Genomic DNA, 12,784 nt, shown 5'->3' with positions numbered 1-12,784 from the left:
CTCGTCCTTGCCCAGCATCCCCGTCCAATAAAACGTATGTGGCGCCGCCCGCTACATAGGCAGGAACAGCCACTCTCAACGCCGATTCTGCGGCGGAGTTGCTAATCACTTGTTATTTCTGTGGAGACATGTGGGGTGTTTCGCGGCGAATGGTTAGCTCTTTGCTAAGCACGTGGCAGAAAGTGGACGGGCGTTAACCTGTCGGCGACGGCGCTACCCGTCTTTTCGGGCGCGCAAAAGGACGCTGTCACACATTTGATTATGCAGAGGCAGATCAACTTTCCCGCCGGATCAACTTTCCGGCTGGAAGCTCAGAAGCTGCCAGTTGCCGCCGCCGACAAGGCAGGTCTTGCCGTAGAATTTGGCGATGCCGACATAGGAATGGCGGGTCGTGCGGAACTGCCGGCAGACCTGGCCGGACTCATTGTTCTCGACGATCGTTTCGATGACGCCGGCACTGCCGGTCGATGCGTTCGCCCAGGGAAGCGGCTGGCCCTCCAGCCTTTCCACATCGGCCGATGTGACGGCGTTGCGCACGGTCATCTCGTCGGAGAGCGTGTCCGTGCTCGGCGGCGTCTGCGGCACGGTGCCGGTTGCCACCGACCGGTCGACCTTGGCGTCACTTAGGAAATCCATGCCGCCGCCGACGCAGCCGGAAAGCGACAACATCGCGACGCCGATGACGAACGAGGCGCTGCTGCGTCGCCGCAGCCCCTTTGTATAGCGAGATGACTTTGCTATGACTTCCACCCTGCATCCTGTCCAGTTATCGAAAGCTGGGCGAGTTTTGAATAATCCGGGGCATTTGGACCAATATGTCGGCAAACGAGTTAACAAGCGGTGACTTTACCGAAAGTGGCGAGCCCTTCAAGCTCTTTGCCGAATGGCTGAAAGAAGCGGAGGCCTCCGAGCCCAACGACCCCAATGCGGTGGCGCTGGCGACGGTCGATGAAGATGGTCTTCCGAATGTCCGCATGGTTCTCCTGAAGGGATCTGACGACGACGGTTTCGTCTTCTACACCAATTTCGAGAGCCAGAAAGGCCGCGAAATTCTTGGCCAGAAAAAGGCCGCCATGTGCTTTCACTGGAAAAGCCTGCGCCGTCAAGTGCGGCTGCGCGGTCCCGTCGAGATCGTCACCGACGCCGAAGCCGACGCCTATTTCAAGACACGTGCGCGCGGCAGCCGCATCGGCGCCTGGGCCTCTAAACAATCCCGTCCGCTCGAAAGCCGTTTCGCGCTGGAGAAGGCCGTGGCTGAATATACCGCGCGTTATGCCATCGGCGAGATTCCGCGCCCCGCCCACTGGTCGGGCTTCCGCATCCGGCCGACCTCGATCGAATTCTGGAAGGACCAGAAATTCCGCCTGCATGATCGGGTCGAATTTCGCCGGCCATCACCGGAAGGCGAATGGGACAAGGTGCGGATGTATCCGTAACGGGCTTTACCGGCCCATCAGCTTCAACGGTATGCCGGAAGCAAGCGCCGAGACGTAGCGTCGCTTCTGGTAGAAGCCGTTGAGCGAAATGCGCGGGAGATAACCGGTGAGCCGCGCTGCCGGCAGCCCGGGTTGCGTGGTGACCGCGAGAGTAAAGCCGAGATTGCGTGCGATGCGCGCCTCGCGGGCAGTCGCAGCCTCCGGCGTGCCGTAGGGATAGGCGATCGTCTCGGGACGGATGCCGGTCATCGCCTCGAGGTAATCCGCTGAAGCCTGCATTTCGATTCGCGCTTCGGCTTCCGGCAGGCGGGCGAGCGCGCGATGGCTGATCGTATGGGCGCCAAGCGCTGCAAGCGGATGGCTGGCGAGCCGTTGCAATTCGCCAGGCCCCATCACCAGTTCGCGAACGATGTCTGTCGGCTCGATATCGTTTTCCCGCGCCAGCAGATCGATCGCGGCGATGGCGCGCGCCTCGTCGGAGCGGTGGATATACCAGGCGAAGCGTTCGAAGGCATGCCATTGCTGCTGTAGGCTGTCGAGCACCAGGCGCTCCATGCCGCGGCCGAAATCGAAGCGGATTTCCGGCGCGTGGCGCAAGAGGATCGCCAGCGTCTCCCACCAGACACTGTGAGAGCCCTCGGCAAAACCCTTGGCGACGAACACCGTGAACGGCGCCTGATGCCGCTCGAACACCGGCAGCGCATGTTCCAGATTGTTGCCGTATCCGTCGTCGAGCGTGAAGGCCGCAAACGGCTGTGCGCCCTCGGGCTCTGCCAGCAGCGCCGGCACCTGATCGAGCGGCACGAAGCGATAGCCCTGCCGCCTCAGCCGTTGCAGCGCCGCGTCGAGAAAACGCGGGGTGATTTCGAGATGCGCATTCGGTTCGAAGGTTTCGGGCACGTGCGGGCGGACATGATGCAGCGTGAAGACGACGCCGCGCCCGCGCGCTTCGCGCATCAGCCCGGCCGAGCCAAGCAGCCAGGAAAGCTCAAGCCCGGCGCCGATCGCTGCGCGTTTTGCCAGTCGCTTGAATTGTCCCGTCATGCGGCGCCCGTTCCTTGCCTTTGCCGGAAATTAGCAAGTGCGACTTAAGCCTTGCTGAATCCCTGTTCGGAACATGTCCTTGATTTCCTGTTAACCAAGGTGATGAAAAGAATAGAAAAATGATAGGCGTTGCCTCAAAGTCGCGCCAAACTTACGGCTTCTGTCACATTACGACACAAACGCCGGTCTGACCGAGAGCCGGTGCATCAAGTGCCGAGCATCAGGGCAAGCGTATGAGGGGAAGTGGATGAGAAAGCTTTTGGCGGCTGTTTTGACCGTAACGCTTGCCGTTTCGGCGCCGCTTGCGGCCCTTGCCGGAAATGCTTCGCTGATCCTCGATGCCCGCACAGGCAAGGTTCTCGCTGCCGAAAACGCCGATACGCTGAACCATCCGGCCTCGCTGACGAAGATGATGACGCTCTATCTCACCTTCGAGGCATTGAAACGCGGCAAGATCGCCTGGGACACTCCGATCAGGATATCGAAATACGCCGCCGCCCGGCCGCCGACCAAGCTTGGCGTCAAGGCGGGCGGCACGATCACCGTTCGTGAGGCGGTCTATGGCATGATCGTCAAATCCGCCAATGACGCCGCCTCCGCCATGGGCGAGAAGCTCGCCGGCTCGGAAAGCGGTTTTGCCCGGATGATGACGGCCAGGGCCCGCCAGCTCGGCATGAGCCGCACCGTCTTCGTCAATGCCTCCGGCCTGCCGGACGGCCGCCAGGTCACCACAGCGCGCGACATGTCGACGCTCGCCGTCGCCTTGATGAAGAATTATCCCAACGAATATCGGCTGTTTTCGACGGCAAGTTTCAATTTCCGCGGCCGGACCGTGCGCGGTCACAACAATCTCATGTACCGCTACCAGGGCATGGACGGCATCAAGACCGGTTACACCAACGCCTCCGGCTTCAACCTCGTCAGCGCCGTCAGAGACGGCAACCGCCGCGTGGTCGGCGTCGTGCTCGGCGGCCGGACCGCCCGCAGCCGCGACGACAAGATGGCTGGTTTGCTCGACCGCTATCTCGGCCGTGCCTCGTCTTCCGGCGGCGCAAAGCTGGTGGCGAGCGTCGGCGCCAAAGATACTGTCGAAGTCGCGTCCGCCGCTGACGCTTCGGATGTTCCGGTACCGCTCAATGCTCCGCGCCAAGCCGACGATCTCGCAGCCAAGAGCCTGGCCTACGCCGATGACGCCGTCGTGCCGCTGGAGCGTCCGGTCGCGATGGACGAGATCCTGAACGCCGGCAAGACACCGAAGACATCGGCAGAGAAGACCAATGGCGACTGGCAGATCCAGATCTCGGCCGCTCCGAGCGCCGACGCCGCACGCGCGCTTCTCGCCCAGGCGAAGTCGGAAGGCGGCGCGCCACTCCTTTCTGCTTCGCCCTACACCGAGGCGGTCGGGCAGGGGGTCAACAAGATCTATCGCGCCCGCTTCGTCGGTTTCGCCAGCAAGGATGCTGCCGTCTCGGCCTGCGATGCGCTGAAGCAGCGCTCCTATGACTGCATGCTGCTGCCGGATCGCGGTTGATCGCCGCCCGGCATTGGCATAATCCCAGTCTGGACAATCATGGGGAATCAGCGTCTCCTCCCTAAACAAAAGGAGAACGCCCATGCTGCGCCGTCTCGCCGATCAGTTCGAAATTTCTTCCTCCACCCATGTCGCCGCCAACGGCATTGAGCGTGATGCCGATTGGTTCCTTCTGAAACTACAGGAGGAAATGGGCGAGCTGACACAGGCCTGGAACCGGCTAACGGGGCGCGGCCGTGCAAAGGGGCGTTCACCGGAAGATATGCAGCAAGACCTTGCCGACGAGACCGCCGACGTTCTCGGCCACCTCCTGCTCTTCGCCCGACGCAACGATATCGACCTTGCCGCCGCGATCGAACGGAAGTGGCTGTTTCAGCCGGCGCAAACGTCGAAGAGCTGATGCAGGGCGGCCAAAACGTGCGGCAGTTTTCAGATGACGGCATAGTCGCTTTAGGCGAGGCTGTTCGTGTTCAGCCGCATCACGATCTTCCCAGAGGTAAAGTCAGCCGACCTTATGGCGGTAGAACTTGCTGTCCACCGCCATCAGCGGGAAGGCGCGGGGCAGGGCGCTCTTGGCAATCTCGCTAAAGCCGTTCTTCTCGTAGAAGCGGTGCGCCGCGACGAACTTGTCCGTCGTGCCGAGGAAGATATCGGTAATGCCGGCATCCCGGGCATGGGCAAAGAGGCGATCGAGAAGCCGCGCCGCGACGCCGTGCTCGCGGCCGCGAACCGCAGCTGAGACGAACATCTTGCGCAGCGCCGCCTGATTATTGCCGATATCCTTGAGCCCGACGGTGCCGACGATGGCGCCATCCTGGACGGCAACCCAGAACTGTCCCTTGCCGGACTGATAGAAATCCGGGATGACCCGGAGATCCGGCTGCGCATCCGCGGTGATGTCGATGCCGAACTCCTCGCGCTGGATTGGCAGGATCACCGAAAGCACGGCATCGGCGTCATCGGCGGCGAAGGTCCTGATTTCAATGTCCGCCATCACAGTTCCTTCTGCCTCAGGTCTGCGTGCCGCCGACCGTCACCTGATCCATGCGCAGGTGCGGCTGGCCGACGCCGACGGGAACCCATTGGCCGGCCTTGCCGCAATTGCCGATGCCGGTATCGAGCTTCATGTCGTTGCCGATCATCGACACCCGCTTCATCGCATCTGGACCGTTGCCGATCAGCATCGCGCCCTTGATCGGCGCGCCGACCTTGCCGTTCTCGATCAGATAGGCCTCGGTGCAGCCGAAGACGAACTTGCCGGAGGTGATATCAACCTGGCCGCCGCCGAAGGAGACGGCGTAGATGCCCTTCTTCACCGAGGCGATGATCTCCTCGGGCGTCCTGTCGCCGCCGAGCATATAAGTGTTGGTCATGCGCGGCATCGGCACATGGGCATAGCCCTGGCGGCGGCCGTTGCCGGTGGGCGCCATGCCCATCAGCCGGGCATTCTGCCGATCCTGCATATAACCGACGAGCTTGCCGTTTTCGATCAGCACGTTGTAGGCAGACGGCGTACCCTCGTCGTCGATGGTGATCGAGCCGCGGCGATTGTCGATCGTTCCGTCGTCGACGACGGTGACACCGGGAGCGGCGACCATCTGGCCGAGAAGCCCGGCGAATGCCGACGTCTTCTTGCGGTTGAAATCGCCTTCCAGCCCATGACCAACAGCCTCGTGCAGCATCACGCCCGGCCAGCCCGAGCCGAGCACGACATCCATCGTGCCCGCCGGTGCATCGATCGCCTCCAGATTGACGAGCGCCTGGCGCAGCGCCTCGTCGGCGCCGTATTGCCAGCTGCCCTCGGCGATGAAGTCGCCGAAGCCGATGCGCCCGCCGTGGCCATAGGAGCCGCTCTCCTGCCGATCGCCTTCGCCGACCATGACCGAGATATTGATGCGCGTCATCGGCCTGATGTCGCGCACACGATGTCCGTCGGCCCGCAGGATGTCGACGACCTGCCAGCTCGCGGCGACCGAGGCCGTCACCTGCCGCACTTTGTCGTCCTTGCCCCTGAGATAGGCGTCGATGTCCTGCAGGACCTTGACCTTCTCCTCGAAGCTCGGCTGGCCGATCGGGTTCTCGTCGCTGTAGAATTTCTTATTGGTGCCCTGGGGCGCTGCCGCATAGGAGCCGGAATAGCCGCGCGTCACAGCGCCGACGGCATCGGCCGCCCGCTTCAGCGCCGCCACCGAGAGATCGCCGGCATGGGCATAACCCACAGCTTCGCCGGCAACGGCGCGCAGGCCGAAACCCTGTTCGGTGTTGAAGCTGCCGCCCTTGAGCCGGCCATTGTCAAAGGTCAGTGCTTCCGCCTGCGCATGCTCGATGAACAGTTCGCCGTCATCGGCGCCGGACAGGGCCTGGGCGACGTGCTTGCGCATCGTGGCTTCATCGGCATCGAAAAGCGTCAGGAGATCGGTGGTCATGGTATGGCTCCAAGCATGCGTTCAGGAGTGCACTTACTCCCTAGATAGGGCTCCATATAACAAGGAGTGAAGCCCTGCCGTCGAATATTCTTTGTTGTGCAGCGCGATCTCGGGAGATGGAACGTCCTTCGAAAGAGATGTAAGCGTTTTGTCGTTTCGCGCTGGGTGGCGGCGTGGCTGTTTTGAGATGATCAGTTTGGGGGCCGATTTGTTCGAAATGATGACACGTGGTGCGAGTGGAGTGGTTCTCGCTCTTCTTTTTCCCGTGACGGGACTGGCGGCCGATAACTGGCTTGAGAAGGTCTTTCCCGATCCGGAGGAATGCCTCGCGGTGGACGGAATGATCTATTTCGACTTCGACGAAAAGAAGCTGGTCGTGAGGGGATATGAACAGGCCCAAGTTCAAAAGCATATCGCGGCCGGGGATGTAATCGTCCGGGAGGAATGCAAGGGCGGGGCCGGGATTGCCTCGCCAGTGATAAACAAGCCGGGCGAGTTCTTCGGAAATCAATACTCCGCATTCGAAATCCCGGCTTCGGGACAGTCGAATGATGGATGTCTAACAGTATCATCCTATAACATCCTGTTATTGAAGCCCGCTGCCGCGCTCAGGGATGAGATCGAAAGGCGCACCGGAAAAAGGCTGGAAATATACTCTCCCACCCGTCCCCGTGATGGCAGCGCAGATGAGATGCCTGGTTATATCGTCGATGCAGGCGATCACTCTGAATATGTTTGTAGCTTTTCCGAATATGATTAGGGTTCTGGGCTTATTGCCGAACTGAACATGGTCCGTGTGGGCACGGGGAGTCTGGTGGCGGCGCGGTTCCGAAAACCTCTGCCCCTCACCTAACCCTCTCCCCGTAAACGGGGCGAGGGGACGTGCCCCGCGAGAGGTGGCGGCAGCCGGATGAGGGGCTGGCCATGGCAGACGGCAGTTGATGTCACGGCAGAGCGTCGAAACCTTCGGCAAAGCCCTTGAGGTCGACGGGGATGCCGATGCCTTCCTCCGGGGTCTGGAAGACGATGAAGGTTGCCTGGGCGCCACTGCGGAAGGTCTTGAGCAGCTCGTCCTCGAGCACGACCTCGGCATAGCAGCCATCGGCGAAGCAGCGGACGAAATAGGCGCGGCCGATATCCTTGCCGTCGACATTGAGCCCGAGGCCGTTCGGCAGCAGCACGCCGAGCGGCGCGAGCACGCGCAGGATCTTCGATTTCCGGTCGGCCGTCTTCAAGACAACGACGGAAAGCCCGACCTCCGGCCGGTCCTCGGCGATGACATTCTGCATCAGCGCGCATTGTTCGGTCGAAGCCCCGGCCGGCTTGTCGCAGACGACAGACCATGCGCCGTGATTGGATTTCACCGTGCCGGGCGCCGGCGGCTGCGTCTGGCCGGGCGTCACCTGTTCGACATTCGGTTTGGCGGCGCTCGGCTGTTGCGGCGCCGGAGCAGGGGTCGGCGCCGGCGCCGAAGCGGGCGGCTTGGCCTCCGACGGGGTGGGTTGCTGCTGTGCGAAAACGGGCGTCGTCGCTGCGGCCGCGATGCTGGCAGTCAGGAGAAGCGACTGCGCGAGGGAACGGAAACCCATGGAAACCTCTGGATATCGAATCATTGCGGCTATTGTTGAAGCTGCCCACCAAAAATGAAAAGCCCCACCCCGTGAAAACCGGGGGACTGCGGCGGAAATTGGACCTTTGCGAAATAATGTGTCGCGCGCGGATTGGCCGGAAAGCCGATTTTTCATATGCTGATGAAAAACTTGGTATGTTTTGCCGTTCCAGCCTGCCTATGCTTTGAGCAAAAATGCCGCATAGACAATTGCTCTGACCTGTTGCGGCGAATGCCAAACTGTGGTTTGAAGCGCTGAAGATGGCAAGGATTCTGCGTTCTATTGTGCAGGTCAAGCGCTCGAGGGAGATAATAAGGTGATGAAGAAGGCTTATGCAGCCCTGACCGCGCTGGTCTGTCTGCTTTTTGCTTCCGGCACATATGCCGACCAGCCCATGCCGTGGCAGGCGACGCTGCAGCCGGCGGCAACGCCGATCATGCGGGAAATCCACTGGTTCGAACAATATACCCTGTGGTTTATCGTTCCGATCACGCTTTTCGTTCTGGTCCTGCTCATCGTCGTTTGTTTCAAGTTCCGCGCCAGCGCGAACCCGGTTCCCTCGAGGACGAGCCACAACACGATGATCGAGATTGCCTGGACCGTGGGGCCGGTTCTGGTGCTGCTTCTTCTCGCCATTCCTTCGTTCAACCTGCTGACGGCGCAGCTGACGCTGCCCGAAAATCCCGACGTGACGATCAAGGCGACCGCCACCCAGTGGCAGTGGAACTACGAATATGAAGGTTCGGGCGAAAGCCCGCTGGCTTTCGATTCCTACCTCTTGAAGGATCAGGATCGCGCCGCCGCCGGCAAGGAAGACAAGTCGATCTATCCCAGACTTCTCGCCGTCGACAACGAGCTGGTCCTGCCGGTCAACAAGACGGTCCGCGTTCTCGTGACCTCTGCGCCGACCGACGTCATCCACGCCTTCGCCATGCCGTCCTTCGGCGTCAAGATCGATGCCGTGCCGGGCCGCCTGAACGAGACCTGGTTCAGGGCCGAACGCGAAGGCCTGTTCTACGGCCAGTGTTCCGAGCTCTGCGGCAAGGACCATGCGTTCATGCCGATCGCCATCCGCGTCGTCTCCGAGGACAAGTACAAGCAGTGGCTGACCGCAGCCGCCAGCGACCTGCCCGGCGCCTACAAGACACTCATGGCCGCAACCGATGGTCCCGCAAAGACCCTCGACGTCGCCGAAGCACAGTAATTAAGGGGATCGGGACAATGGCTGGACCTTCCGCTCACGACGATCATTCTCATGATCACGATCGCACGCATGGCGATCACGCCGCCCATCATGACCACGCGCATGACGATCACGATCACGGGCACAAGCCGAGCTTTGCCAATCGCTGGCTGTTCTCGACGAACCACAAGGACATCGGCACGCTCTACCTGATCTTCGCGATCATTGCCGGCATCATCGGCGGCGCACTGTCGGTTGCCATGCGCATGGAGCTGCAGGAGCCTGGCATTCAGATCTTCCACGGCCTGGCCTCGATGGTCTACGGCTATGAAGGCGATGCCGCGATCGACGGCGCCAAGCAGATGTTCAACATGTTCACCACAGCGCACGCGCTGATCATGATCTTCTTCATGGTCATGCCGGCGATGATCGGCGGTTTCGCCAACTGGATGGTGCCGATCATGATCGGCGCGCCCGACATGGCCTTCCCGCGTCTGAACAACATTTCCTTCTGGCTGATCGTTCCCGCTTTCGCGCTGCTGCTGCTGTCGATGTTCGTCGAAGGCCCGGCAGGCGCCTACGGCACGGGCGGCGGCTGGACGATGTATCCGCCGCTGGCGACAAGCGGCACACCGGGACCGGCGGTCGACCTTGCGATCTTTGCGTTGCACATTGCCGGCGCCTCGTCGATCCTCGGTGCGATCAACTTCATCACCACGATCCTCAACATGCGCGCTCCCGGCATGACGCTGCACAAGATGCCGCTGTTTGCCTGGTCCGTGCTGATCACCGCCTTCCTGCTGCTGCTGTCGCTGCCGGTTCTGGCAGGCGGCATCACCATGCTGCTCACCGACCGCAACTTCGGCACCTCCTTCTTCTCTCCGGAAGGCGGCGGCGACCCGATCCTCTACCAGCACCTGTTCTGGTTTTTCGGTCACCCCGAGGTCTACATCCTCATCCTGCCGGGCTTCGGCATGGTCAGCCACATCATCTCGACTTTCTCGAAGAAGCCGATCTTCGGCTATCTCGGCATGGCCTATGCCATGGTCGCGATCGGCGCCGTCGGCTTCGTCGTCTGGGCTCACCACATGTACACGGTCGGCCTGTCGCTCGATGCGCAGCGCTACTTCGTCTTCGCGACGATGGTCATCGCCGTTCCGACGGGCGTGAAGATCTTCTCCTGGATCGCGACGATGTGGGGCGGCTCGATCTCGTTCCGCACGCCGATGCTCTGGGCAATCGGCTTCATTTTCCTGTTCACGGTCGGCGGCGTCACCGGCGTCCAGCTTGCCAATGCCGGTCTCGACCGCTCGCTGCATGACACCTATTACGTCGTGGCCCACTTCCATTACGTTCTGTCGCTCGGCGCCGTCTTTGCGATCTTCGCCGGCTGGTACTACTGGTTCCCGAAGATGACCGGCTACATGTACAACGAGTTCGTCGGCAAGCTGCATTTCTGGGTCATGTTCATCGGCGTCAACCTGGTGTTCTTCCCGCAGCACTTCCTCGGCCTCGCCGGCATGCCGCGCCGCTATATCGATTATCCGGATGCCTTTGCCGGCTGGAACTACGTGTCCTCGATCGGCTCCTACATCTCGGCCTTCGGTGTGCTGATCTTCCTCTTCGGCGTCTTCGAAGCCTTCGCCAGGAAGCGCGTCGCCGGCGACAATCCGTGGGGTGAGGGTGCAACGACGCTCGAATGGCAGCTGCCTTCGCCGCCGCCCTATCACCAGTGGGAACAGCTTCCGCGCATCAAGTAATTTGCGCGGACATCGGGACGCCGCATGCGGTACGGCGTCCTGATGGTAAGACATTCAGGACGGAATGATGACGGTCATCGACAATCACGAGGTGCTTGCAAAGGACGGCGAATTGTCGGAAGCGAGTGCGCGCGATTATTTCGAATTGCTGAAGCCGCGAGTGATGTCGCTCGTGGTCTTCACAGCCTTTGCCGGTCTGGTGCTGGCGCCGGGCCACATCCATCCCGTCCTCGGCCTGATCGCCATTCTCTGCATCGCCGTCGGCGCCGGCGCCTCCGGCGCGCTGAACATGTGGTATGACGCCGATATCGACGCCATCATGAGCCGCACGGCCAACCGTCCGATCCCGGCCGGCCGTATCGCGCCTTCGGAGGCTCTGGCCTTCGGCCTGGTGCTGTCGGGCTTCTCGGTCGTGATCCTCGGCCTTGCGGTCAACTGGCTCTCGGCCGGCATCCTCGCCTTCACCATCTTCTTCTATGCCGTCGTCTACACCATGTGGCTGAAGCGCTCGACGCCGCAGAACATCGTCATCGGCGGTGCCGCCGGCGCCTTCCCGCCGATGATCGGCTGGGCTTGCGTGACCAACAGCGTGACGATCGAGAGCACCGTTCTCTTCCTCATCATCTTCCTTTGGACGCCGGCGCATTTCTGGGCGCTGGCGCTCTTCAAGATGCGCGATTACGAGGCCGTCGGCGTGCCGATGCTGCCGAACGTCGCCGGCGAGCGGGTGACCAAGCATCAGATCGTCGCCTATGCGGTGCTGACCGGCGTCTGCGCGGTCTTGCCGTCCTTCCTCGGCTTTGCGAGCCTCGGCTACGGCCTCGTCGCAGCCGTCCTCGGCGCGATCTTCATATACTGTTCCATCGCCGTCTGGCGCATGCCCGACGGCGATCTGAAGATGATCCCGGCGAAGAAGCTGTTCGGCTTCTCGATCTTCTATCTCTTCGCCGTGTTCTCTGCCTTGATGATCGACCGGCTGGCCTCGCTGCTGGTCTCGCATGCGGGAGGTTGGTTCTGATGGAATTGGTCAAGCTCACGGAAAAGCAGCTCAAGTCGCGCCGCAACCGCAACATCGCGCTGGGGCTGGTGCTTGCCGGCCTCGTCGTTCTCTTCTACGTGATGGCAATCGTGAAGATCGGCGGGGGAACTGCCGGATGAGCGATAACCCCGCCGCACCGAAAAAGCCCGGCCGCAACAACGGCGCCGTCGTGATGATGTGCCTGAGCTTCGTCTTCGGCATGGGCGCGATGAGTTATGCCGCCGTGCCGCTCTATCGCATCTTCTGCCAGGTGACCGGCTATAACGGCACGACGCAGCGCGTCGACCAGGTGTCGAGCGTCGTGCTCGACCGCACGATGCGCGTCACCTTCGACGCCAATGTCGCCCCCGGTCTGCAATGGGAATTCAAGCCGGTCCAGCGCGAGGTCAATCCGAAGATCGGCGAAACGATCCAGGTCAATTTCACCGCCGAGAATCGTTCGAACGAGACCCAGCGCGGCCAGGCGGTTTTCAACGTCACCCCGGGCGAAGCGGGCGTCTATTTCAACAAGGTGCAATGTTTCTGCTTTACGGAAACGGACCTGAAGCCGGGCGAGAAGCTCGACATGCCGGTCGTGTTCTACATCGATCCGGAAATCGTCAAGGCCGTGGAATCCAAGGATATCCACACGGTTACGCTGTCATATACGTTCTACCCGAAAGAGGGTCCGAAGCCGGTGGCTTCGAATGAGGGTGGAGCGGAGAAGATTGAAAAGAAACTTTGATCAAGGCTCGTTTCCGGCTATGCCGGGAGCG

At 61.5% G+C, this 12,784-nt stretch carries 14 protein-coding genes; 9 read left to right on the top strand and 5 right to left on the bottom strand.

The features are described from left to right. Positions 1 to 291: 291 nt before the first annotated feature. The gene (locus ACS4RR_RS21735) at positions 292 to 750 is read right to left on the bottom strand and encodes an RT0821/Lpp0805 family surface protein (protein ID WP_017963102.1); all 459 of its coding nucleotides are present in this window, start codon (positions 748 to 750) and stop codon (positions 292 to 294) included. A gap of 65 nt (positions 751 to 815) precedes the next feature. Between ACS4RR_RS21735 and pdxH the strand changes: the two genes are divergently transcribed. Continuing rightward, entirely contained in the window at positions 816 to 1,436 is a 621-nt protein-coding gene (pdxH, locus tag ACS4RR_RS21730) for a pyridoxamine 5'-phosphate oxidase (RefSeq protein WP_456189379.1), read from the top strand. A gap of 6 nt (positions 1,437 to 1,442) precedes the next feature. Here the strand turns inward: pdxH and ACS4RR_RS21725 are convergent, their stop codons facing one another. Beyond that, the gene (locus ACS4RR_RS21725; RefSeq protein ID WP_260297971.1) at positions 1,443 to 2,480 is read right to left on the bottom strand and encodes a polysaccharide deacetylase family protein; all 1,038 of its coding nucleotides are present in this window, start codon (positions 2,478 to 2,480) and stop codon (positions 1,443 to 1,445) included. 247 nt (positions 2,481 to 2,727) lie between these two features. On the opposite strand from ACS4RR_RS21725, the gene ACS4RR_RS21720 reads away from it, so the two are divergent. Together ACS4RR_RS21720 and ACS4RR_RS21715 are read left to right on the top strand one after the other, a co-directional pair. Next, positions 2,728 to 4,011: a D-alanyl-D-alanine carboxypeptidase family protein gene (locus ACS4RR_RS21720; protein ID WP_260110270.1), complete on the top strand. Its 1,284-nt coding sequence runs from the start codon at positions 2,728 to 2,730 to the stop codon at positions 4,009 to 4,011. 82 nt (positions 4,012 to 4,093) lie between these two features. After that, positions 4,094 to 4,411, top strand: a complete 318-nt coding sequence (locus ACS4RR_RS21715; RefSeq protein WP_017963106.1) for a nucleoside triphosphate pyrophosphohydrolase family protein — start codon at positions 4,094 to 4,096, stop codon at positions 4,409 to 4,411. Positions 4,412 to 4,513: 102 nt separating this feature from the next. Here ACS4RR_RS21715 and ACS4RR_RS21710 read toward each other — a convergent pair whose 3' ends face one another. Both ACS4RR_RS21710 and tldD read right to left on the bottom strand, forming a co-directional pair. Then, entirely contained in the window at positions 4,514 to 5,005 is a 492-nt protein-coding gene (locus ACS4RR_RS21710) for a GNAT family N-acetyltransferase (protein ID WP_260110271.1), read from the bottom strand. Positions 5,006 to 5,021: 16 nt separating this feature from the next. Beyond that, positions 5,022 to 6,437 (bottom strand): metalloprotease TldD, encoded by a 1,416-nt coding sequence (tldD, locus tag ACS4RR_RS21705; RefSeq protein WP_260110272.1) that lies wholly within the window; start codon positions 6,435 to 6,437, stop codon positions 5,022 to 5,024. Between the two features lie 187 nt (positions 6,438 to 6,624). On the opposite strand from tldD, the gene ACS4RR_RS21700 reads away from it, so the two are divergent. Next, the gene (locus ACS4RR_RS21700) at positions 6,625 to 7,197 is read left to right on the top strand and encodes a hypothetical protein (RefSeq protein ID WP_260110273.1); all 573 of its coding nucleotides are present in this window, start codon (positions 6,625 to 6,627) and stop codon (positions 7,195 to 7,197) included. Between the two features lie 184 nt (positions 7,198 to 7,381). On the opposite strand, the gene ACS4RR_RS21695 is transcribed toward ACS4RR_RS21700, so the two are convergent. After that, positions 7,382 to 8,050 (bottom strand): invasion associated locus B family protein, encoded by a 669-nt coding sequence (locus tag ACS4RR_RS21695; RefSeq protein ID WP_170258284.1) that lies wholly within the window; start codon positions 8,048 to 8,050, stop codon positions 7,382 to 7,384. A 316-nt stretch (positions 8,051 to 8,366) separates the two neighbouring features. Here ACS4RR_RS21695 and coxB point away from each other — a divergent pair, with 316 nt between their 5' ends. From coxB to ACS4RR_RS21670, 5 genes are all read left to right on the top strand, one after another. Beyond that, positions 8,367 to 9,251 (top strand): cytochrome c oxidase subunit II, encoded by an 885-nt coding sequence (coxB, locus tag ACS4RR_RS21690; RefSeq protein ID WP_032985025.1) that lies wholly within the window; start codon positions 8,367 to 8,369, stop codon positions 9,249 to 9,251. 17 nt (positions 9,252 to 9,268) lie between these two features. Then, positions 9,269 to 10,990, top strand: a complete 1,722-nt coding sequence (gene ctaD, locus ACS4RR_RS21685) for a cytochrome c oxidase subunit I (protein WP_017963111.1) — start codon at positions 9,269 to 9,271, stop codon at positions 10,988 to 10,990. Positions 10,991 to 11,057: 67 nt separating this feature from the next. After that, the gene (locus ACS4RR_RS21680; protein WP_456190164.1) at positions 11,058 to 12,008 is read left to right on the top strand and encodes a heme o synthase; all 951 of its coding nucleotides are present in this window, start codon (positions 11,058 to 11,060) and stop codon (positions 12,006 to 12,008) included. Further along, entirely contained in the window at positions 12,008 to 12,148 is a 141-nt protein-coding gene (locus ACS4RR_RS21675; RefSeq protein WP_020048779.1) for a cytochrome c oxidase system small membrane protein, read from the top strand. Before ACS4RR_RS21680 ends, ACS4RR_RS21675 begins: the two co-directional genes overlap by 1 nt. Continuing rightward, positions 12,145 to 12,753, top strand: coding sequence for a cytochrome c oxidase assembly protein (locus ACS4RR_RS21670; protein ID WP_260297982.1), 609 nt, complete (start codon positions 12,145 to 12,147; stop codon positions 12,751 to 12,753). The genes ACS4RR_RS21675 and ACS4RR_RS21670 overlap by 4 nt, the downstream gene beginning before the upstream one ends. Positions 12,754 to 12,784: the final 31 nt, after the last annotated feature.

The organism is Rhizobium zaerense, from assembly GCF_051810725.1.
GTDB lineage: Bacteria > Pseudomonadota > Alphaproteobacteria > Rhizobiales > Rhizobiaceae > Rhizobium > Rhizobium leguminosarum_I.
Note: the sequence above shows the minus strand (reverse complement) of the source record. Positions and strands in the feature narration are given on the sequence as shown.